The sequence below is a fragment of the Streptomyces sp. NPDC101166 genome (assembly GCF_044768125.1).
Classification (GTDB): domain Bacteria; phylum Actinomycetota; class Actinomycetes; order Streptomycetales; family Streptomycetaceae; genus Streptomyces.
In genome coordinates this window covers 138482-158142 of record NZ_JBIWPF010000017.1, presented here as the reverse complement: position 1 = coordinate 158142, position 19661 = coordinate 138482, and the positions used below count along the sequence as shown (strand labels likewise).

General features: G+C 72.5%; 19 protein-coding genes. 9 read left to right on the top strand and 10 right to left on the bottom strand.

Features of this window, described 5'->3' with window-relative positions; translation table 11 throughout:
• Positions 1 to 166: 166 nt before the first annotated feature.
• Both ACIRS4_RS27930 and ACIRS4_RS27925 read right to left on the bottom strand, forming a co-directional pair.
• Complete coding sequence (locus ACIRS4_RS27930; RefSeq protein ID WP_404201220.1) at positions 167 to 1723, bottom strand: FAD-binding oxidoreductase; 1557 nt, start codon at positions 1721 to 1723, stop codon at positions 167 to 169.
• 130 nt (positions 1724 to 1853) lie between these two features.
• On the bottom strand, positions 1854 to 2039 hold the full coding sequence (locus ACIRS4_RS27925; RefSeq protein ID WP_404201218.1) for a hypothetical protein: 186 nt from the start codon (positions 2037 to 2039) through the stop codon (positions 1854 to 1856).
• Between the two features lie 81 nt (positions 2040 to 2120).
• On the opposite strand from ACIRS4_RS27925, the gene ACIRS4_RS27920 reads away from it, so the two are divergent.
• On the top strand, positions 2121 to 3017 hold the full coding sequence (locus ACIRS4_RS27920; protein WP_404201216.1) for a hypothetical protein: 897 nt from the start codon (positions 2121 to 2123) through the stop codon (positions 3015 to 3017).
• A gap of 159 nt (positions 3018 to 3176) precedes the next feature.
• Positions 3177 to 3341, top strand: a complete 165-nt coding sequence (locus tag ACIRS4_RS27915; protein ID WP_404201233.1) for a hypothetical protein — start codon at positions 3177 to 3179, stop codon at positions 3339 to 3341.
• Between the two features lie 37 nt (positions 3342 to 3378).
• On the opposite strand, the gene ACIRS4_RS27910 is transcribed toward ACIRS4_RS27915, so the two are convergent.
• Positions 3379 to 3756, bottom strand: a complete 378-nt coding sequence (locus tag ACIRS4_RS27910; RefSeq protein ID WP_404201215.1) for a metal-sensitive transcriptional regulator — start codon at positions 3754 to 3756, stop codon at positions 3379 to 3381.
• 225 nt (positions 3757 to 3981) lie between these two features.
• On the opposite strand from ACIRS4_RS27910, the gene ACIRS4_RS27905 reads away from it, so the two are divergent.
• Positions 3982 to 4602 (top strand): DUF47 family protein, encoded by a 621-nt coding sequence (locus tag ACIRS4_RS27905; RefSeq protein ID WP_351091858.1) that lies wholly within the window; start codon positions 3982 to 3984, stop codon positions 4600 to 4602.
• A 7-nt stretch (positions 4603 to 4609) separates the two neighbouring features.
• Positions 4610 to 5608, top strand: a complete 999-nt coding sequence (locus ACIRS4_RS27900) for an anion permease (protein ID WP_404201213.1) — start codon at positions 4610 to 4612, stop codon at positions 5606 to 5608.
• A 115-nt stretch (positions 5609 to 5723) separates the two neighbouring features.
• Here the strand turns inward: ACIRS4_RS27900 and pstB are convergent, their stop codons facing one another.
• The 7 genes from pstB to ACIRS4_RS27865 all read right to left on the bottom strand — a co-directional run bounded on the left by pstB (position 5724) and on the right by ACIRS4_RS27865 (position 14353).
• The gene (gene pstB / locus ACIRS4_RS27895; RefSeq protein ID WP_130441772.1) at positions 5724 to 6500 is read right to left on the bottom strand and encodes a phosphate ABC transporter ATP-binding protein PstB; all 777 of its coding nucleotides are present in this window, start codon (positions 6498 to 6500) and stop codon (positions 5724 to 5726) included.
• A gap of 75 nt (positions 6501 to 6575) precedes the next feature.
• Positions 6576 to 7625, bottom strand: coding sequence for a phosphate ABC transporter permease PstA (gene pstA / locus ACIRS4_RS27890; protein WP_404201211.1), 1050 nt, complete (start codon positions 7623 to 7625; stop codon positions 6576 to 6578).
• Positions 7622 to 8686 (bottom strand): phosphate ABC transporter permease subunit PstC, encoded by a 1065-nt coding sequence (gene pstC / locus ACIRS4_RS27885; protein ID WP_404201209.1) that lies wholly within the window; start codon positions 8684 to 8686, stop codon positions 7622 to 7624. Before pstC ends, pstA begins: the two co-directional genes overlap by 4 nt.
• Positions 8687 to 8820: 134 nt before the next feature.
• Positions 8821 to 9948, bottom strand: a complete 1128-nt coding sequence (gene pstS / locus ACIRS4_RS27880) for a phosphate ABC transporter substrate-binding protein PstS (protein WP_404201207.1) — start codon at positions 9946 to 9948, stop codon at positions 8821 to 8823.
• Positions 9949 to 10216: 268 nt separating this feature from the next.
• Positions 10217 to 10636, bottom strand: a complete 420-nt coding sequence (locus tag ACIRS4_RS27875) for an NUDIX hydrolase (protein WP_404201205.1) — start codon at positions 10634 to 10636, stop codon at positions 10217 to 10219.
• A gap of 287 nt (positions 10637 to 10923) precedes the next feature.
• Positions 10924 to 12150, bottom strand: coding sequence for a CHAD domain-containing protein (locus ACIRS4_RS27870; protein ID WP_404201203.1), 1227 nt, complete (start codon positions 12148 to 12150; stop codon positions 10924 to 10926).
• Entirely contained in the window at positions 12131 to 14353 is a 2223-nt protein-coding gene (locus ACIRS4_RS27865; protein WP_404201201.1) for an RNA degradosome polyphosphate kinase, read from the bottom strand. Before ACIRS4_RS27865 ends, ACIRS4_RS27870 begins: the two co-directional genes overlap by 20 nt.
• A 574-nt stretch (positions 14354 to 14927) precedes the next feature.
• On the opposite strand from ACIRS4_RS27865, the gene ACIRS4_RS27860 reads away from it, so the two are divergent.
• The 5 genes from ACIRS4_RS27860 to ACIRS4_RS27840 all read left to right on the top strand — a co-directional run bounded on the left by ACIRS4_RS27860 (position 14928) and on the right by ACIRS4_RS27840 (position 19629).
• Positions 14928 to 15479, top strand: a complete 552-nt coding sequence (locus tag ACIRS4_RS27860; protein ID WP_404201199.1) for an RNA polymerase sigma factor — start codon at positions 14928 to 14930, stop codon at positions 15477 to 15479.
• The gene (locus ACIRS4_RS27855; protein WP_404201197.1) at positions 15476 to 16312 is read left to right on the top strand and encodes a zf-HC2 domain-containing protein; all 837 of its coding nucleotides are present in this window, start codon (positions 15476 to 15478) and stop codon (positions 16310 to 16312) included. The genes ACIRS4_RS27860 and ACIRS4_RS27855 overlap by 4 nt, the downstream gene beginning before the upstream one ends.
• 151 nt (positions 16313 to 16463) lie before the next feature.
• Positions 16464 to 17366 carry an ABC transporter ATP-binding protein gene (locus ACIRS4_RS27850; protein ID WP_404201195.1) on the top strand — a complete coding sequence of 301 codons (903 nt, stop codon included), beginning with the start codon at positions 16464 to 16466 and terminating at the stop codon, positions 17364 to 17366.
• A complete protein-coding gene (locus ACIRS4_RS27845; protein ID WP_404201193.1) occupies positions 17363 to 18919 on the top strand; it encodes an ABC transporter permease in 1557 nt (518 codons plus the stop codon). Before ACIRS4_RS27850 ends, ACIRS4_RS27845 begins: the two co-directional genes overlap by 4 nt.
• Positions 18920 to 18954: 35 nt before the next feature.
• Positions 18955 to 19629 (top strand): ABC transporter, encoded by a 675-nt coding sequence (locus ACIRS4_RS27840; RefSeq protein WP_404201191.1) that lies wholly within the window; start codon positions 18955 to 18957, stop codon positions 19627 to 19629.
• Positions 19630 to 19661 lie beyond the last annotated feature (32 nt).

The window sequence follows — 19661 nt, the reverse complement described above, 5'->3', positions numbered from 1 at the left end:
GGGGGGGGGGGGGGGGGGGGGGGGGGGGGGGGGGGGGGGGGGGGGGGGGGGGGCCCCCGGGGGGGGGGGGGGGGGGGGGGGGGGGGGGGGGGGGGGGGCGGGGGGGGGGGGGGGGGGGGGGGGCCCGGCCCCCCCCCCCCCCCCCGCCCCTTTCACATGTCCGCGGTCACAGGCCTTGGGGGTAGGTGAAGACGCCCTTGGGGTCGTACTGCTTCTTCAGCTGCGTCAGTTTGGGCAGCGCGGCGCCGTAGTACGCCTTGCGCCAGTCGGCGAGCGCGGGGTCGGCGTAGTTCTGGTAGGCGGCGCCCGACGCGTACGGGGTCATCGCGCGGTGCGCGGAGGTCAGCCAGGCCTGGGCCGCGGCGCCGCCGGCCCCCCAGGACGCGAGGTACTGGGCCAGCATGCGGGAGCGGCGGTGGACGAAGGCGGTGGCCGTGGGGGAGACGCGGTTGACCGCGCCGCCCAGAGCGGTCAGCGCGATGCTGCCGGAGCCGCCGCGGACGGCGGTCAGCTGCCTGAGCAGCGTCTGGATGCCCGCCGCCGACAGCGAGCGGTCGAAGAAGGCCGAGCGGGCCGCGTACGTCTCCCGGGCCAGCTTGCCCTGCGGGGAGCGGCCGGGGGTCGCGCCGGGCAGGTGGCACTGGGCGTCGGCGGTGAACGAGGAGCAGCCGGCGTAGATCTCCATGGCCTGTTCGTAGCCGCGGCGGCGCAGGGACACGCCGGTGGCGGGGGCGCCCACGCGCCCGGCCAGGCGGTCCACCGCGTTCTTGAGCTCGCCGTAGGTGCCGATGGAGAAGGCGGAGACGGAGATCCTCGGGCTGCCGCCGGGGGTGTTGGCGAGGTGGAGGGAGGACCAGATCTCGTCGGGCTGGGACGGGCCCCATTCCTGCCAGGCCTTGAGCACCGCCGCCGCCTTCGACCAGGGCCAGGTGAGGTGGCAGGTGACGGCCTGTGGCGCGGGGTGGGTCCTGAAGTGCAGTTCGGTGACCACGCCGAAGTTGCTGTTGCCCGCGCCGCGCAGGGCCCAGAACAGGTCCTTGTTGGTCGTGGCGTCGGCGGTCAGCTCCTTGCCGTCCGCGGTGACCAGTGTCGCCCGGGTGAGGCTGTCGCAGGTCAGGCCGTACGCGCGGGAGACCACGCCGTGGCCGCCGCCGAGGACCAGGCCGGAGACGCCGACCGTGGGGCAGGAGCCCGCCGGGATCGTCACGCCCTTGGCGGCCAGCGCCCGGTAGACGTCGATCAGCTTCGCGCCGGCGCCGACGACGGCCGAGCCGCCGCTCGCCCGTACCCGGTTCAGCCGGGAGACGTCGAGGATCAGCCGGCCGTCGCCGGAGGACCAACCGCCGTAGGAGTGGCCGCCGTTGCGGATGGCGATCCTGACGCCGTGCGCGCGTGCGTAGCCGAGGGCGGTCCGGATGTCGTCGGTGTGGGCGACATAGGCGACCGCGGCCGGCTTGAGCGTGTCGAAGCGCGTGTTGTACAGCTGGCGGGCGGCGGTCCAGGAGGCGTCGCCGGGGCGGATCAGGGTTCCGTCGAGGTCGCGGGCGAGGGCCGCCCAGTTCGCGGCGACCGCCGCGCTCGTCGTCCGCATCGAGGCGCCGGCGGGCCGGCTGCCGGCGGCCTGGCTCCCCGCGATGCCGGTGCCGCCGCCCGCCAGGCGGGCGTCCGCCGCGGCCGCCGCGAACGCGGTCGTGCCCGCCGCGATGAACATACGTCGCTGCATGTCGTCGTCCCCCCTGCGCGCCCACGCGCGCGTCCCACTGCCCTCGGCGCGCGGTGCGCGCCTTCAAGAAGCGAGACGGCGGTGCGGAACCGGGGGTTGCACCGGGGGAGCTTTCGGACGCTCGAGGAGATCAGCCGTGGGCGTGGTGGTCCGCGTCCGAGCGGGCCAGGCTTCGGGCTCTGCGGGCCGGGCCGCGCCAGCCGCAGGTGCAGCGGGCCAGACAGAAGCGGCCTTCCTCGACGGTGGTGGTGCGGTGTTCCCCGCCGGGCGCTTCTTCTGGGCCGGGTACCGGGGTCGAGCCGTTCTGCTGGGTCACGAAAGGAACGCTACCCACCTTCGGTCGTTGAACCGGACGACGTGGGCCCGTGACGGACGTACCGGCTGGGGGTAACAGGCGATGGCGGAGCGGCAGCAGCGGCGGTGGGGATCAGCGGTCGTCGCGGGGCTCATGGCCGGGGTCTGCGCGGCGGGCCTGTGCGCCGGCGCAGCCGGGTGCTCCGCCGACGGGGGCGACGGCGAGGACGACCGCGCGGCGGACCGTGCGGCCCGGGTGAGCGCCGATCCGCTGCGTGCGCTGCGGCGGGCCGCCGACGCACTGGTGGCGGCGGGCAGTTCGAAGGCCCGCACGTCGATGGAGATGGCCACCGGCGGCACCCGGGTGACCATCCGGAGCGAGGGCGTCTACGACTACCGCCGGCGGCTCGGGCAGTTGGAGGTCGTGCTGCCGCAGGACCCCGCCGGCTCCAGCGGACGCCGGCCCATCACCGAACTCCTCACGCCGGGCGCGCTGTTCATGAAGAACCGGGGTGCGGGCGTGCCCGCCGACAAGTGGGTGCGGGTGGACACGGCCACGCTGTCGGACGGGAACCTGGTGACCGGCGGCGCCACCGACCCGTACGCCGCCGCCGAGGTGCTGCGGGGGGCGCGCGACGCGACGTACGTCGGCAGGACCAGGCTCGCGGGGGTCGAGGTGCGGCACTACCGGGGGACCGCCGACCTCGCCGCGGCGGCCGCGGTCGCCTCCGAGGGGGGGCGGAACGCGCTGGGCGCGGCGGCGAAGGGGTTCGCGACGGCCCGGGTGCCGTTCGACGTCTACCTCGACGAACAGGGGCGGATCCGCAAGGTCAGACACAGGTTCGGGTTCGTCAACGGCCGTGAGGCAGGGGCGCGGGGGGCCTCCGGCGCGGTCGTCGCGGTCGCCTCCACGACGTGGCTGTACGACTTCGGGATCCCCGTCGACGTGCGGCTCCCGGCGGCCGGGGACATCTACGCGGGGCGGATCGCGGAGGAGTGAGGCACAAGAACTAGCCCGTCCGTGCCATGCGCGGGGCGTGCGCCCCTCCTTACGCTAGGGCGTGTCGCGAAATGCTCGCCTGCCCGCGCTCCGGGCGGACGGCGTCGCTTTCGTGACGCACCCTAGGAAGCCGGTGACGGCAGAGACGAGGTGATGCGCGTGGCTCCGGTCGGCGGTACGGCGGTTCAGGACCACGAGGCCCTCGCCGAGATCGAACTGTGCGGCGAGCTGATCATCGCGGCCTCGGAGGCCGGGGAGCGGCTCAGCATGGAGAGCATCGACGAGGTGCTGCGCGTCGGCGAGGAGCGGAACTCCGCGAGGTGAGCAGTGACCCCTCTCACGGGGAGGCGTTGACCACAGCTCAGGTCCGCAGCAGGCGGGCGATGGCCTTGGTGGCCTCCTCGACCTTCGCGTCGATCTCGTCGCCGCCCCTGAGGGCAGCGTCCGCGACGCAGTGCCTCAGGTGCTCCTCCAGGAGTTGCAGGGCGAAGGACTGCAGGGCCTTGGTGGAGGCGGAGACCTGAGTGAGTATGTCGATGCAGTAGGTGTCCTCGTCGACCATCCGCTGCAGGCCCCTGATCTGGCCCTCGATGCGGCGCAGGCGCTTGAGGTGCTCGTCCTTCTGCTTGTGGTACCCGTGCACGGCCGTGGCCGCCCCGGGCGCGGCGGTCGGCGCCCCGGCGCCCGCCCCGGCGGCGGTCGTCGCGTCCGTCGTGCCCGTCGCGTGCGTGGCGTCCATCGCATCCTCCATACAGATACCCCTCCTGGGTATATGGTACCGAACTTCGGCGGGTAGGAGCGCTTGTGGCCGTCGCACCGGACGGCCGGTGGACTGGACCACTCGGCAGCCCCGCTGCCGGTCGCCCTGCATCATGGGTGACACTGGGGGACGGCCCATTAGCCGTGGCCGGATGATGCGCCTAGCATCAGCCTGACCGAAACCGATGCATCCTGAGGACCCCACGTGCGCTTTCGTCTGACCCCCAGGGAGACGAGCTTCTACGACATGTTCGCCGCTTCCGCGGACAACATCGTCACGGGCTCGAAGCTCCTGATGGAACTGCTCGGGGCGGACACCGCCGGCCGGGCCGAGATCGCAGAGCGGATGCGGGCCGCGGAGCACGCCGGTGACGACGCCACCCACGCGATCTTCCACCAGCTCAACTCCTCGTTCATCACGCCGTTCGACCGCGAGGACATCTACTCCCTCGCCTCGTCGCTCGACGACATCATGGACTTCATGGAGGAGGCCGTCGACCTGGTCGTCCTCTACAACGTCGAGGAACTGCCCAAGGGCGTCGAGCAGCAGATCGAGGTGCTGGCGCGGGCGGCGGAGCTGACCGCCGAGGCCATGCCGAACCTGCGGACCATGGCGAACCTCACCGAGTACTGGATCGAGGTCAACCGGCTGGAGAACCAGGCCGACCAGATCCACCGCAAGCTGCTCGCCCACCTCTTCAACGGCAAGTACGACGCCATCGAGGTGCTGAAGCTCAAGCAGATCGTGGACGTGCTGGAAGAGGCGGCGGACGCGTTCGAGCACGTGGCGAACACGGTGGAGACCATCGCCGTCAAGGAGTCCTGAACTCTTCATGGACACCTTCGCGCTGGTCGCGACCATCGGCGTCGCGCTCTTCTTCACGTACACCAACGGCTTCCACGACTCGGCGAACGCCATCGCCACGTCGGTCTCCACCCGGGCGCTGACTCCGCGTGCGGCGCTCGCCATGGCCGCTGTGATGAACCTCGCAGGCGCCTTCCTGGGCTCCGGGGTCGCCAAGACCGTCAGTGAGGGGCTCATCGAGACGCCTCACGGCTCGAAGGGGATGGGCATCCTCTTCGCGGCGCTGGTCGGCGCGATCACGTGGAACCTGGTCACCTGGTACTTCGGGCTGCCGTCGTCGTCCTCCCACGCGCTGTTCGGCGGCATGGTTGGCGCGGCGCTCGCGGGCGGGACGACGGTGTACTGGAACGGGGTGCTGCAGAAGATCGTCATCCCCATGTTCCTGTCGCCGGTCGTGGGGCTGGTCGTCGGCTACCTGGTGATGACGGCGATCCTGTGGATCTTCCGCAAGGCCAACCCCCACAAGGCCAAGCGGGGCTTCCGCATAGCGCAGACCGTGTCCGCGGCCGGCATGGCGCTCGGACATGGTCTCCAGGACGCCCAGAAGACGATGGGCATCGTGGTGATGGCGCTGGTCATCGCCGATGTGGAGAGCTACGGCGATCCGATCCCGGTCTGGGTCAAGATCGTGTGCGCGGTGATGCTGTCGCTGGGCACCTACGCGGGCGGCTGGCGCATCATGCGCACGCTCGGCCGGAAGATCATCGAGCTGGACCCGCCGCAGGGCTTCGCCGCCGAGACCACCGGCGCGTCGATCATGTTCACCACGGCGTTCCTCTTCAAGGCGCCGATCTCGACGACCCACGTCATCACCTCGGCGATCATGGGCGTGGGCGCGACCAAGCGGATCAACGCCGTGCGCTGGGGCGTCGCCAAGAACATCGTCCTGGGCTGGTTCATCACGATGCCCGCGGCGGCGGCCGTGGCAGCGATGGCGTTCTGGCTCGTGAACCTGGCGTTCCTCTAGAACCCCGAGGCAGACACGCGGACACGGACAAGGCCCGCCCCCCGGAAGCCAGGGGGGCGGGCCTTCGGCCTCACGGTGGCACCGCCATGCAGCACCGCGAGGGGATCGGCACCCCTCAGCCGAAGCGGCCGGAGATGTAGTCCTCGGTGGCCTGGACCGACGGGTTGGAGAAGATGCGCTCCGTCTCGTCGAGCTCGATCAGCCGGCCGGGCTGGCCGACAGCGGCCAGGTTGAAGAAGGCCGTGCGGTCGGAGACGCGGGCCGCCTGCTGCATGTTGTGCGTCACGATGACGATCGTGAACCGCTCCTTCAGCTCGCTGATCAGGTCCTCGATGGCGAGCGTCGAGATGGGGTCCAGGGCCGAGCAGGGCTCGTCCATCAGCAGGACGTTCGGCTCGACCGCGATCGCGCGGGCGATGCACAGCCGCTGCTGCTGACCGCCGGACAGGCCCGAGCCGGGCTTGTTCAGGCGGTCCTTCACCTCGTTCCACAGGTTCGCGCCCTTGAGGGACTTCTCCACGATGTCCGGCAGCTCGGACTTCTTGTGCTCGCCGTTCAGGCGCAGGCCCGCCGCCACGTTGTCGAAGATCGACATGGTGGGGAAGGGGTTCGGGCGCTGGAAGACCATGCCGACCTCCCGGCGCACGGACACCGGGTCCACGCCCGCGCCGTACAGGTCCTCGTCGTCCAGGAGGACCTTGCCCTCGACACGTCCGCCGGACGTCACCTCGTGCATGCGGTTGAGCGTGCGCAGGAACGTCGACTTGCCGCAGCCCGAGGGGCCGATGAAGGCCGTCACCGAGCGCGGCTCGACCGTCATCGAGATGTCCTCGATCGCCTTGTGGGAGCCGTAGTACGCGGTCAGTCCGCTGACGTCGATTCGCTTGGCCATGGCTACTGCTTCACTTCCAGTCTCGGTCGCTGCGGCCGCGTCGGCGACCGGTTACTCGGCTGATGCCGCACAGGGTCATCGGGGGGCCTTCCAACGGGCGACGCCGCGGGCCACCAGGTTCAGGATCATCACGAAGGCGATCAGCGTGAGCGACGCCGCCCAGGCGCGGTCGTACGCCGCCTGGGAGCCGGCGCTCTGCGCGTACTGCTGGTAGATGTACAGCGGCAGTGACGCCTGCGCGCCCTCGAAGGGGTTGGCGTTGATGAACGGGTTGCCGAAGACCAGGAGCAGCACGGGCGCCGTCTCGCCCGCGATACGGGCCACCGACAGCATGACGCCGGTGATGATGCCGCCGATGGAGGTCGGGACGACCACCTTCAGGATGGTGCGCCACTTCGGGACGCCGAGGGCGAGGGAGGCCTCGCGCAGCTCGTTCGGGACGAGCTTGAGCATCTCCTCGGTGGAGCGGACCACCACCGGCATCATCAGGATGGCCAGGGCGAGCGAGCCGGCGAAGCCGAAGGGCTGCATGTCGAACATCAGCATCAGGCTGAGGATGAACAGGCCGGCGACGATCGACGGGATGCCCGTCATGACGTCCACGAAGAAGGTGACGGACTTGGCGAGGCCGCCGCGGCCGTACTCCACCAGGTAGATCGCGGTGAGGACGCCGATCGGGGCGCCGATCAGGGTGGCGAGGCCGACCTGCTCCAGGCTGCCGAGGATGGCGTGGTAGATGCCGCCGCCCGGCTCGGAGTCGGCGACGACGCCCATGGAGTGGGTCAGGAAGTAGACGTCCAGGACCTTCACGCCGCGCTGCACGGTCGCCCAGATCAGGGACGCGAGCGGGACCACGGCGAGGAGGAAGGCGACCCAGACGAGCGCGGTCGCGATGCGGTCCTTGGCCTGGCGGCGGCCCTCCACGCGCGCGGTGACGCCGTAGGTGCCGAGCAGGAAGAGCAGACCGGCGATCAGGCCCCACTGGATGCGGCTCTGCAGTCCGGCGGCGAGGCCGATGCCCACCGCCAGGGCGGCGGAACCGGCGGCGACGGCCGGCGAGGTCCACTTGGGCAGGGCGGCGCCGCGCAGGCTGCCGGGACGCTTGTCGAGAACGGCGTTGCTCATGCGTTGGCCCCCGAGTACTCCTTGCGGCGGGCGATGATCGCGCGGGCCGCGCCGTTGACCAGCAGGGTGATGACGAACAGGACCAGGCCCGACGCGATGAGCGCGTCACGGCCGAACTCGGTCGCCTCGTTGAACTTGCTGGCGATGTTCTGGGCGAAGGTGCCGCCGCCGGGGTTGAGCAGGCTGGCGTGGATGTCGAAGTCGGGGGAGAGCACGGTGGCGACGGCCATCGTCTCGCCGAGGGCCCGGCCGAGGCCGAGCATGGAGGCGGAGATCACTCCGGAGCGGCCGAAGGGCAGTACCGCCATGCGGACCACCTCCCAGCGGGTGGCGCCGAGGGCCAGGGCGGCCTCCTGGTGCATCTGCGGCACCTGACGGAAGACCTCGCGGCTGACGTTGGTGATGATCGGCAGGATCATGATGGCGAGGAGGACGGCGACGGTGAGCATCGAGCGCGGGGCGCCCTTGTCCCAGGAGAAGATCCCGGTCCAGCCCAGATAGTCGTTCAGCCAGCCGAACAGGCCGTCCAGGTGCGGTACGAGGATCAGGGCGCCCCACAGGCCGTAGACGATGGACGGCACGGCGGCGAGCAGGTCCACCACGTAGGCGATCGGGCCGCTCAGCCGGCGCGGGGCGTAGTGGGTGATGAACAGCGCGATGGCGACCGCGACGGGCACCGCGAGGACCATCGCGATGATCGACGAGACCACGGTGCCGAAGGCGAGGACCGCGATGCCGAACTTCGGCGGGATCAGGTTGGTGTTCCACTCGAACGCGGTGAGGAAGTTCGCCTCGTCCTTGCTGATGGCGAGGGAGGCGCGGTAGGTCAGGAAGACCGCGATCGCCGCCATGATCGCCAGCAGCAGGATGCCCGACCCGCGGGTGAGCGCGAGGAAGATCCGGTCGCCGGGCCGGGTGGCGCCGCGGGCGGCGCGCTTCAGCTCCGCCGTGCCGGGGGCGCCCGGCGTGTGCGGCGCGATCGGGCCGCCCGGTCCGCCCCGAGAGGACGGCGGGGGAGGCGGCTCGGCTGGGTTCTGTGACTTCTTCGTCGATATGTCCATGGGGTTCTCCGGTCTGCGGAGCCGCACGGGGTGGGCGGCTCGGGCGGGGCCGGGAGTGCGGACGGCCCCTGGCGGCGGTGCACCGGACGGTGCGGTCCGGACCGGGTCGCCCCGGCGCCGGACCGCACCACGGATCAGCTCAGGCCCTCGACCGTGGAGCGGACCTTGGTGATGATGGCGTCGGGGATGGGCGCGTAGTCGATGCCCGAGAGGATGCCCTGACCCTGCTCGCTGGCGATGTAGCGCAGGAACGCCTTGGTGGCGGGCAGAGTGGCGGCCTTGTTGCCCTTGTCGCAGACGATCTCGTACGTGACCAGCGTGATCGGGTAGGCGCCCTCGGACTTGGTCGCGTAGTTGATCTTCAGCGCGAGGTCGCTGCCGGTGCCGACGACCTTGGCGTCGGCGATGGCCTTGGTGGCGCCGTCGGAGGAGGCCTTGACCGGGGCCGCGGCGCCGGTGTTGATGGCGACCGTGCCCAGACCGTCCTTGGCGTACGACAGCTCCATGTAGCCGATCGCGCCGTTGGTCTGCTTCACGCCCTGGGCGACGCCGGAGGAGCCGGACGCGGACTGGCCGCCCTTGGCCTGCCAGGCCTTGCCGCCCTCGTACGGCCAGTCGCTCTTGGCGGTGGCGATCAGGTACTTGGTGAAGTTGTCCGTGGTGCCGGACTCGTCCGAGCGGTGGTACGGCTGGATCTTCAGGTCGGGCAGGTTGGCGTCGGGGTTGAGCTTCTTGATCGCCGCGTCGTTCCAGTTGGTGATCTTGCCGTTGAAGATCTTGGCGATCGTCGGGGCGTCCAGGACGAGGTTGTCGACGCCGGAGAGGTTGTACGCGACGGCGATCGGGCCGCCGACCATCGGCAGGTCGATGCCCTGGCCGCCCGAGCAGACCTGCTTGGAGGCGGTGACGTCGTCGGGCTTCAGCGCGGAGTCGGAGCCGGCGAAGGCGACCTGGCCCTGCGTGAACGCGGTGACGCCGGCGCCGGAGCCGGAGCCCTTGTAGTTGACCTGAACTCCCTTGCAGGCCTGCGTGAAGTTCTTGACCCAGGCGTCGATCGCGTTCTTCTGCGCGGACGAGCCGTCGGCGAGAAGCTGGCCCTTGGCGTCGTCGCACTTGACGTCGCTCGCCGCCGCCGCGGGGGAGGTGCCCCCGTTGGTGCCGGAGCTGGTCGCGTCGGAGCCGCACGCCGTGAGGGCCAGGGCGCCGGAGACGGCGAGAGCACCGAGGGAGAGGGCCCGCCGGTTCATGCGCTGAAGCTTCACTTGAGGGAGATCCTTCCAGGAGCCGCCGTCCTGAATTCGGCGGCGTGCGAAAGTGCGGTGGTCCGTCGGCGTCCATGAGGGCGCGCGCCGCACCGGGTAAGGCCGAAGCTAGGCAGAACAGGTGAAGCCGCCTACGGGCGTGAATGAACGCGAGGTGAACCCCTGTGGTCGGCCTGGTTAGGCGCGGCCGAGGTGACGGAACGCTCACGTCCAGGACACGGGCCGGGCACGGGGGCGTCCCGGGCGGGGCGCGATCTCCGGGCCCCCGCTAGGCGAGGCGCAGGGCGGTCAGCAGGGCGTCCACGAGGGTGCGGTCCCTCGGCTGGGTGAGGCGGAGGCGGGCCGCCGCCGGAGGCAGCCACAGAATCCGGTCGACCTCGTCGTTGCTGGTGAAACGGCCGCCCGTCGCCTCGGCCGCCCAGTAGTGGACCTCCTTGGGGCGACCCTGCGCGAGGTAGCGCACGGTGGGCAGCCGGGCTCCCGGCAGTGCCGTGTAACCGGTCTCCTCACCCACTTCGCGCACAGCGCCCGACAGGGGGCCCTCGTCCCGTTTCAGCTTGCCCTTCGGGTGCGACCAGTCGTCGTACTTCGGCCGGTGAACCAGACATATCTCCAGCTCACCGCCGAACGGCGAACGGCGCCACAGGACACAGCCCGCGGCTTGGACGGGGGGTCGGGGAAGGGGCACGGTCTCCGCCTCCTGAGGGGGTGGGAGGGCGTGGGCCGGGCGGTCGTGCGGTCCGCGCGGTGGGAGGGCGTGGGGCGGGGTCTTCCGCACGGTGGGGGGCTCCTCTCCGAGGCGCTCGGCCGGCCAAGGGCTGTCCCGTAATCCCTGGCGGGCGTGCGACGACGGCTACGGCACCTCGCCGCGTTGTGGGAACGTCCGCATACATCCAGTATGCGGACGTCCCTCCGCCTTGCGATGCACCGCATCTGACGCCGCACGCCGATCCACCAGGGATTACGGGACAGCCCTCAGGCGCCGGTGCCGACGGACTGCTTCTGCCACGCGTGCTGGAAGGCATACCGGGCCGCCTCCACCTCGTGCCGCTGGTCGGCGTGGAGCACGCCGAGCGCGTAGGCGGTCGCCGGGGCGATCCTCGGTGTGCGGGCCGCCTGAGCGGCGGCGGCAGCGGCCTCCGCGGCGTCGCGGTGCCGGTCGAGGGCCTCGCCGGCGGCGAGCAGCCGTCCGTCGACGGGGACGCGGTCGCCGGTGTGCAGGACCTCGAGGGCGTACCGGTGCAGGCGCAGCAGCAGCCGGACCTGGTGCCAGGGGGTGTCCTGCGGATGCGGGGCGGGGTCCGGGGAGAGGCCGTGGACCAGGGCTTCCGCGTTGTAGGGATGCCCCGCGGTGACGAGGGGCAGCGCGGCGACGGCGTCCGTGAGGCGCTCCTCGGCGGCGGCCGCGAAGGACCGCAGGTCGGCGTCCAGGGCGGCGGGGGCGAGCGGGACCTCGCTGGCGAGCACGGCCACCTGGTCGGCGACGGCGTGGAAACGGGAGCTGCCCAGGGCCTGGAGGGCGGCGGAGTGCGCGCGGGTGCGGGCGAGGTTCAGCTGCCGGTCGAGCAGGGCGCCGGCCTTCACCGCCCCGACGGTGAGATGGGCGCGGTCGGGAAGCGGGGGGTGGGGGGAGGTGAGGGTGGCGGCTGTCGTGCCGGAGGTGGCCGGAGCGGTGGTGACCGTGGCCGTTCGGCCGGCCGGGCCCGAAGCGGTGGGGGTGCCGGCGGGCGCCGCCTCGCTCGGCCCTGCGGGCTGCCGCGCCGGGGCCGACGACGGCACAGGAGGCGCCGGGGCCGTCGGGGGCGTGCCCGAGAGGCGGTGGAGGGCCAGGAGCAGGCGGTCCAGACGGGCTTCGCAGGCGTGTTCCTGCGCCAGCGTGCCCGAGAGCCAGGAGAGCTCCGGGCGGATCTCCTCCGACCAGCCGGGATCCAGCAGCGGACGGAAGGTGTGCAGGGTGCCGCTGATGCGGCGGGCCGCGCGGCGCAGGGCGCGCGCCGCGTCGGGCGAGTGCCCGGCCCCGACCGCGCGTGGCTGCGCCCGGCCGGCGGCGCCCCCGCCGCCGTACGGTGCGCCGCCGCTCTCCTGGTGCAGGCGCAGGGCGCGGAGGAACTCCACGGCCTGCGCCCTGAGGTAGCCCGTGAGGGCGTCCTGCGCGACGGGCGCGGCCGTGGAGTCCGTCAGTTCATGGTGTCGCTGTGCCACGCCGGCGCCTCCGGGCGTCTATGAGCATCTCCTGGACGTTGCGCAGGGGCTGGCCGTCCGCGTCGGTCGAGTGCCGGGTCCACTCGCCGTCCGGTCCCAGGTGCCAGGACGCGGTCCCGTCCGACATGCCGGTCTCCAGCATGCGGTTGAGCGCGGCCCGGTGAGCCGGGTCGGTGACCCTGACCAGCGCCTCGATACGGCGGTCGAGGTTGCGGTGCATCATGTCGGCGCTGCCGAACCACACCTCGGGCTCGCCGCCGTTGCCGAAGGCGAACACCCGGGAGTGCTCGAGGAAGCGGCCGAGGATCGAGCGGACGCGGATGTTCTCCGACAGGCCGGGCACCCCGGGCCGTACCGCGCAGATGCCGCGCACCCAGACGTCGACCGGCACGCCCGCCTGGGACGCCCGGTACAGGGCGTCGACGATCGCCTCGTCCACCATGGAGTTGACCTTGATGCGGACGTACGCGGGCCGTCCGGCGCGGTGGTGCTGGATCTCCTTGGTGATCCGGGAGACCAGCCCGTCGCGCAGCGACTTGGGGGCGACGAGCAGCCGGCGGTAGGTCTCGCGGCGGGAGTAGCCGGAGAGCCGGTTGAAGAGGTCGGAGAGGTCCGCGCCGACCTGCTGGTCGGCGGTGAGCAGGCCGAGGTCCTCGTAGAGCCGGGCCGTCTTCGGGTGGTAGTTGCCGGTGCCGACGTGGCTGTAGCGCCGCAGCGTCTCGCCCTCCTGGCGGACCACCAGGGACAGCTTGCAGTGCGTCTTCAGGCCGACGAGGCCGTAGACGACATGACAGCCGGCCTCCTCCAGTTTGCGCGCCCACTTGATGTTGGCGTGCTCGTCGAAGCGGGCCTTGATCTCGACCAGGACGAGGACCTGCTTGCCGGACTCGGCGGCGTCGATGAGCGCGTCGACTATCGGGGAGTCGCCGGAGGTCCGGTACAGGGTCTGCTTGATCGCGAGGACGTCCGGGTCGGCGGCGGCCTGCTCCAGGAAGGCCTGGACGGAGGTGGAGAAGCTGTCGTAGGGGTGGTGCAGGAGCACGTCCCGGTTGCGCAGCGCGCCGAAGATGTCCGGCGGGCTCGCGGACTCCACCTCGGCGAGGTCGCGGTGGGTGCCGGCGATGAACTTCTTGTACTTCAGTTCGGGCCGGTCAAGGCCGTGGATGCGGAAGAGGCCGGTGAGGTCCAGCGGGCCGGGCAGCGGGTAGACCTCCGCCTCGCTGATCTTCAGCTCGCGGACGAGGAGGTCGAGGACCTCGCGGTCGATGGACTCCTCCACCTCCAGGCGCACCGGCGGCCCGAAACGGCGCCGCATGAGCTCCTTCTCCAGCGCCTGGAGCAGGTTCTCGGCGTCGTCCTCCTCGACCTCCAGGTCCTCGTTGCGGGTGAGGCGGAAGGCGTGGTGCTCCAGCACCTCCATGCCCGGGAACAGCTCCTCCAGGTGCGCGCCGATGACGTCCTCGATGGGGACGTAGCGGCCGGGGGAGCTCTCCAGGAAGCGGGACAGCAGCGGCGGCACCTTGACGCGCGCGAAGTGCTTGTGGCCGCTGACGGGGTTGCGGACGACGACCGCGAGGTTGAGCGAGAGACCCGAGATGTACGGGAAGGGGTGCGCCGGGTCGACCGCGAGGGGGGTCAGGACCGGGAAGATCTGGTGCCGGAACAGCGTGAAGAGGCGGGCGCCCTCCTTCTCCGTCAGCTCGCTCCAGCGGACCAGGTGGATGCCCTCCTCCGCGAGGGCGGGCGCGATGTCCTCGTGGTAGGTCGCGGCGTGCCGGGCCATCAGCTCGCGCGAGCGGGCCCAGATCATCTCCAGCACCTCGCGCGGCTGGAGGCCGGAGGCGGAGCGGGTGGCCACGCCGGTGGCGATACGGCGCTTGAGACCGGCCACCCGGACCATGAAGAACTCGTCGAGGTTGCTCGCGAAGATGGCGAGGAAGTTCGCCCGCTCCAGCAGGGGCGTGTTCGGGTCCTCGGCGAGTTCCAGAACGCGCTCGTTGAACGCGAGCCAGCTGCGCTCCCGGTCGAGGAAGCGTCCCTGCGGCAACAGGGTCCCGTCGGCCTGTGCCTCTTCGTAGGCGTCGAGATCGGCGTCGATGTCGGGTTCCAGGTCGGAGACCGCGGCGGCCACGGTGTGCGGGCGGTGCGCGGCTATGGATCCGACGGAGGGCTGCGCGTGCTGTGCCTGGGTGTTCTGGCTCATGAATCCATTGTTCCGCGTCAGAGCCGGGACAGGCGCGTCGGAACGGAAGGCGGGGGGCTCGACGTCACTTCCGTCGGGGCTTCCGCGGAGACTTCCGTGGAGGCGGATCACCTCAGGGGGCCGCGACGACTCGGAGCGCGGCGTCGGCGCGGGCACGACGGGTTCCATTGCCCGAGCCTCGCAAGCCTGTCTGAACCGGCGGTTACGGAGACATGGCGTACGGGATATCTGGGGGCGGCCCGCGGGGGTGGGCGGGTGTGTCTTGCGGGATGGGGGGGGCGGTGGCCGCGTTTCGGGGGTGTGTCCGTCTGGCTGTCGGCCCTGTCGGCCCTGTCGGCCCTGTCGGCCCTGTCGGCCCTGTCGGCCCTGTCGGCCCTGTCGGCACCGTCGGCCCCGTCGGGCCGGTGCGGTCCCGTCGGTCCCGTCGGCCCCGTCGGGCCGGTGCGGTCCCGTCGGTCCCGTCGGCCCCGTCGGGCCGGTGCGGTCCCGGACGCCGGTCGGCGCGGGCCGGTGGCGGAAAAAATTCGTGGGCCGGGGCGTGAACCGATCGGCGGGGCTCGACCGATGAGGGGGTGTGAGTCAAACGAGAAGCGACGGGGAGCTGCTGCGGGCCATCGCGGCAGACGGGGACCGTCACGCCTTCGAGGAGCTGTACCGGCGGTACGCGCCATGGCTGACCGCGCGTATGCGCAGCCGCTGCGCCGACGCCGGGATAGTCGACGACGTCGTCCAGGAGACGTTCCTCGCGGTGTGGCGGGGCGCCGCCCGCTACAGGGAGGAGGGCCCTTCCGGGGACGCGGCCGGCTGGCTGTGGCGCATCGGCGCCCGCCGACTGGTCGACGCCATGCGGGGCGACGGCGCGCGCGGGCGGCTGCGGCAGGCGCTGGCCAAGCTGCGCCACCGCGACGAGGCGTCGGCGGAGGAGCGCGTGCTCGCGGGGGTGGAGCACGGGGATCTCGCCGGGGCCCTCACCCGCCTCTCCCCGGAGCTGCGGGCGGTCCTCCAGGCCACCGTCATCGACGGGCTCACCACGCGGGAGGCGGCCGTGCTGCTCGGCATCCCCGCAGGCACGGTCAAGACGCGGGCCCAGCGGGCCCGCAAGCAACTGCGGGAGGCGCTGGCATGACATGGCATGTGGCGGAAGACGATATGCGCGCGTACGCGACGGGCGAGCTGGCGCCGCCCCTGCTCTGGTCCGCCGACACGCATCTCGCCGGGTGCGGGGAGTGCCGGACCCGGCTCAGGGCGGCCGTCGACCCGGTAGCGCTGGACGCGGGCTGGGAGCGGCTGGACGCCGAGCTGGACGCGCCGCGGCCGGGGCTGTTCGAGCAGCTGCTGGTGCGGCTCGGGGTGGCCGACCACACCGCCCGGCTGCTCACCGCGACCCCGGTGCTGCGCCGCTCCTGGCTGCTGGCCGTGGTGTCCCTGCTGGTCATAACGGTCCTCGCGGTGCACACGGTGGACCGTCCCGCCCTGTTCCTCGCGCTCGCGCCGCTGCTCCCGCTCGCCGGGGTCGCCCTGTCCTACGGGCCGGGGCTGGACCCGACGTTCGAGATGGCCGTCGTCGCCCCGATGCACGGCTTCCGGCTGCTGATGATCCGGACGGTCGCGGTGCTGACCACCGGCCTGGCCTTCAACGGTCTGGCCACGCTCGCCCTGCCGGGGTACGGCCTGCTGGCCCTGACCTGGCTGCTGCCGGCGCTCGCGCTCACTGCCACGGGGCTGGCGCTGATCTCGAGACTGGGGCCGGTCGTGGCACCCGCCCTGGTCGCCGGCTCCTGGGTGACTCTGCTGGTGGTGGCGGAGCAGTACAGCCAGGGGACGCTCGCGCCCTTCACGGTGTACGGGCAGTCGGCCGCGGCAGCGGTCGCCGTCCTCGCCGGTCTGCTGCTCCACCGGAGCCGTGACCGCTTCGACGCCCGTCCCCTCGGCGGCTTCCCCGGCGGAGGCGCCGAATGACACCGCGCCCGGCCGACGCCCACGCGCCCGTGCAGGACCACGTCCGAGCGCTGTCCCGACCGCAGGCCCCGGGCCACGTCCCCTCAGCCCCACCTCCGCCCCCACTCCCGCATCCCTCCCCCTTCCGCGACCGGACTTCCAGGAGCTCCGAATGACCGCCGTCCCGGCCACGCCGGCCACCACGCCCTCCGTGCCCTCCGCCACCGTGACGGCCACCGGTCTCTCCCTGCGCTACGGCGGCACGCACGCCCTCGACGGCGTCTCCCTGCGGCTCACCCGGGGCGTCACCGGGCTGCTCGGCCCCAACGGCGCGGGCAAGACCACCCTGCTGCGGGTGCTGGCGACGGCGCTGCCGGCCGACCGAGGCGAGTTCACGGCCCTGGGCCACGATCCCCGCACCACGGCCGGCCGCGTGGACCTGCGCCGCGTGCTCGGCTATCTGCCGCAGAATCCTGGCTTCCACCCGGACTTCACGGCCTTCGACTTCGTCGACTACGTGGCGATCCTCAAGGAGCTGACCGACCGTGCCGCCCGGCATCGCGAGGTGCGGCGCGTCCTGGAGGCCGTCGACCTCTCCCATGTGCGCAGCAAGCGCATCAAGCGGCTGTCCGGCGGCATGCGGCAGCGTGTGGCGCTGGCCGCCGCACTCGTGGGCGACCCCGGCTTTCTCGTCCTGGACGAGCCGACCGTCGGACTGGACCCGGAACAGCGCATGAGATTCCGGGAACTGATCGCCGCGGCCGGCGAGGGGCGCACCGTGCTGCTGTCCACACACCAGACGGAGGACGTGGCGATGCTGTGCCACCGGGTCCTGGTCCTCGCCCACGGCCGGATCCGTTTCGAGGGCACCCCGGCCGAGCTCACCGCCCGTGCGGCGGGCCGGGTCTGGAGCAGCCCCGAGCGCGACCCGGGCGCCCTGGCCGGCTGGCGCACCGGTGCCGGCTCCTTCCGCAACGTCGGCGATCCGCCCGAGGACGCCGACCTCCTCGAACCCACCCTGGAGGACGGCTATCTGCTCGCCCTCGACGGCAGGGACCGGGAGGTGCGGGCATGAGCGTCACGGTCAACCGTGCCGGGGAAGGCACTGCCACGCACCCCGGGCCGCCGTACCTTGGCCGCCGCCGGGCCGGCGCGGTTCTCGCCCTGGCCCGCTTCGAGACCCGCGAGCTGCTGCTGCAGATTCCGGTGCTGGTCTTCCTCGCGCTCTACGCCGGCGTCGTCGCCGTGCAGCTGATGAGCTACGACGGCATGGACGACTTTCCCGTCCTCCACACCGTCGACCGCGACACGCAGCCGGCGCCGTTGCTGCTCGCCCTCGCGCTGCTCGTGTGCACCAACGCGGCCGCCCTGCGCTCGCGCAAGCACGGCACGGTCCAGCAGTTCGACGCGCTGGCGATGGAGCCCTGGCGGCGTGACCTCGCCCATCTGCTGTCGGTGCTTCCGTTCGCGGCGCTCACTGCCGTCGCCGTCGGCGTCCGGTTCGCCCGGGAGGCCCTGAAGCCCGGAGCGATCGGTCACGGCTCGCTCGGTGAACTGGCCGTGGGCCCCCTGACCGTCCTGCTGGCGGGTGTCGTCGGCGTCGTGCTGGCCAGGGTCGTGCCCACGCCGTTCGCGCCCATACTGTTCGTGGTCGCCGTGTACCTGCTCGTCGTCATCGCCTCCGCCGCGGCCGGTGCCGACGGCGAGGGGCTGGGCCGGCTGTCGCCGGTCCTGTTCTCCGGCAACGCCGGCGGCGACCCGGTCCCCGCCGACCTGCTGGGCCGGTCCGCCGACTGGCACGCCCTCTACGTCCTCGGCCTGTGCGCTGTGCTGGCCTGCGCGGTGCTGCTGCGGTCCGGCGGTCGCACCGGCGCCCTCAAGGCGGTCACCGTTCTGGCTCTGGGGGCCACGGTGGCCGGAGCGCTCGGCCAGGCCCTGGGCGACCCGGCGGCGCTGGAGGCAGCCCGGCGGACGGCGTCCACCTCACCGCAGAAGGTCCAGACGTGCACGACGATCGGAGGCTCGGCGTACTGCTCCTTCACCGAGTGGGAGAACGTGCGCGACGACTGGGCGGCGGTCGTCGACCGGGTCCGGTCCTCCGCCGGCGGGGCAGCCGTGAACACCTCGCTGACCGTGCGTCAGCGCATCGACGCCACCGGGGACATCGAGGCGGACGCCGCGCTGACCCCCTCCAGCACACCGGGCGAGGTGACGGTCGGCACCCGCTGGGGCGGCAACCGCGTCCCCGAGTTCGCGGTGGGAGTCGCCACGGTGCTCGTCGCGGGCACGGAGGACGCGTCGACTCACGGTCTGTGCGGCGCGCGAGGGGTCGCCGTCATGTGGCTGGTCCTGGCCACCGACCCCACTCCCCGGGCGACCTTCAGGAACGTGCGCCTGGACGACAGCGACAGCGGCCCGGCACGGGTGCTGGCCCCCACCGACGGTCTCTCCCTGACGGCGCAGCAGACGACAGTCGTTCAGGAACTCCTGTCCCGCCCCCGAGCGGAGATCTCGCCCCGGGTGAAGGCGAACTGGCGACGGCTGACGTCGGCTCGGACCACCACGGCCGAAGCTGCGGAGCTGCTGGGCGTCGCCGCCCCGAAGGGAGCCGAGCAGTGCGAGGAGTAAGAGGAGCAAGAGGAGCGAAGGGAGAGGCGGCCGGTGTGTCCGGTCCGTCGGAGAGGACGGGCCGGCCCGAGCGGCGCACGAACGTCATCCGGGCCCAGCTCCAGGCTCTCGTGCCACCCGTCTGGCGGTCCCTCCCCCGGCGGGCGCCGGCAGCGGCGGGCGGCACGGGACTGCTGCTGGCGGCGAGCACCCGCTGGCCGGCCGAGGCACCGGGCGAGGACGGCGGGCTGATGCTGCTGCGGCTCATCGCCCTGACCGGCGCGGTGGGCCTGGCGTTCCTCCTGGACGACCCCGCCCGTCACACCACCGCGACGACCCCCCTGGGCCGCCCCCTGAGAGCCGGCCTGCGGCTGGCCATGGCCGTGCCGCTCGCGGCGCTGTGGTGGGCGGCGGTCCTGCTCGTCGTCCCCGCGTCCGCCCGCCCGCCGCTCGGTCAGGTCACCCTGGAGGCAGCGGCCACGGCCGTCGCCGCCGTCGCCCTCGCCTCTGCCGCGATCCGCTTCTCCGACCGGGCCGAAGTGGGCAAGGGCACGGCGTTGTGGCTCGGCGGGGCCGCCGTGCTCACGGGGCTCGTCCCGGCGCGCTGGGGCCTGTTGACGCTGCCCGGTCAGCCGTGGTGGGAGGAGACGCAGCTGCGGTGGGCGGCGGTGCTGGCAGTGACGCTGGCGGCGACGGCCCTGTGCACGCCGGAGCCGTTGAGACGCCGGTGAGCGGCTCGGGAGCGGGCCACCGTCCAGGACGC

What these genes read in the sequence shown, in the direction of transcription:
- ACIRS4_RS27930 (WP_404201220.1), bottom strand. Translation starts at nt 1,723, where the DNA reads ATGCAGCGACGTATGTTCATCGCGGCGGGCACGACCGCGTTCGCGGCG.
- ACIRS4_RS27920 (WP_404201216.1), top strand. Translation starts at nt 2,121, where the DNA reads ATGGCGGAGCGGCAGCAGCGGCGGTGGGGATCAGCGGTCGTCGCGGGG.
- ACIRS4_RS27910 (WP_404201215.1), bottom strand. Translation starts at nt 3,756, where the DNA reads ATGGACGCCACGCACGCGACGGGCACGACGGACGCGACGACCGCCGCC.
- ACIRS4_RS27900 (WP_404201213.1), top strand. Translation starts at nt 4,610, where the DNA reads ATGGACACCTTCGCGCTGGTCGCGACCATCGGCGTCGCGCTCTTCTTC.
- pstB (WP_130441772.1), bottom strand. Translation starts at nt 6,500, where the DNA reads ATGGCCAAGCGAATCGACGTCAGCGGACTGACCGCGTACTACGGCTCC.
- pstA (WP_404201211.1), bottom strand. Translation starts at nt 7,625, where the DNA reads ATGAGCAACGCCGTTCTCGACAAGCGTCCCGGCAGCCTGCGCGGCGCC.
- pstC (WP_404201209.1), bottom strand. Translation starts at nt 8,686, where the DNA reads ATGGACATATCGACGAAGAAGTCACAGAACCCAGCCGAGCCGCCTCCC.
- ACIRS4_RS27865 (WP_404201201.1), bottom strand. Translation starts at nt 14,353, where the DNA reads ATGAGCCAGAACACCCAGGCACAGCACGCGCAGCCCTCCGTCGGATCC.
- ACIRS4_RS27855 (WP_404201197.1), top strand. Translation starts at nt 15,476, where the DNA reads ATGACATGGCATGTGGCGGAAGACGATATGCGCGCGTACGCGACGGGC.
- ACIRS4_RS27850 (WP_404201195.1), top strand. Translation starts at nt 16,464, where the DNA reads ATGACCGCCGTCCCGGCCACGCCGGCCACCACGCCCTCCGTGCCCTCC.
- ACIRS4_RS27845 (WP_404201193.1), top strand. Translation starts at nt 17,363, where the DNA reads ATGAGCGTCACGGTCAACCGTGCCGGGGAAGGCACTGCCACGCACCCC.